The sequence below is a fragment of the Liquorilactobacillus sicerae genome (genome assembly GCF_029916425.1).
In the GTDB taxonomy this organism is placed as follows: Bacteria; Bacillota; Bacilli; order Lactobacillales; family Lactobacillaceae; genus Liquorilactobacillus; species Liquorilactobacillus sicerae.
This window is the reverse complement of the sequence record NZ_JAHAVQ010000111.1, coordinates 1-586: the sequence shown is the minus strand read 5'-3', so window position 1 is coordinate 586 and position 586 is coordinate 1. Positions and strand designations below refer to the sequence as shown.

General features: G+C 43.0%; 1 protein-coding gene. It reads left to right on the top strand.

Annotated elements, in window-relative coordinates; translation table 11 throughout:
- Positions 1 to 586: penicillin-binding transpeptidase domain-containing protein (locus KH893_RS11500; protein WP_281166241.1), on the top strand; the 586-nt coding region annotated here is incomplete at both ends.

The following is a 586-nucleotide window of genomic DNA, read 5'->3' as shown; positions in this document are numbered from 1 at the left end:
GATATATACCACGCTTGACCAAAAAGATCAAAAAGACCTACAGAAGGATTACGATAATAAATATCTTTTTCCAGTTTCGGATGATCAATCTGCTTCGATTGCCTTGAATGCAAGAACAGGTGGGGTGTTAGCCGTGATTGGCGGCCGTGGGAAACACGTTTTTAGGGGCTTTAATCGAGCAATTCAGGCTAGGCGTTCGCCTGGGTCGTTGATCAAACCTTTAGTCGTTTATGCACCGGCCTTGAGTCGGGGATATAGCAGTACAAGTACCTTCCCGAATACGCCAATAACTTTCGCTGGAAGCTATCGTCCAACAAATGCTTTAGGATATGAATCGAGTAAGGTTGATATGGCAACCGCTATTGCAGATTCTTATAATATTCCGGCTGTTTATTTGCTGGACAAAATTGGTGTTAAAACAGGCTATGAATATGCTAAAAAATTTGATCTCCCAGTAGAAAAATCTGATGAAAATCTCGCGCTGGCTCTTGGTGGGATGAAAGAAGGTGTTTCACCTCAGGAAATGGCTCAAGCTTACACAGCTTTTGCAAATAACGGAAAGATGTCAAGCGCGCACTACATCACC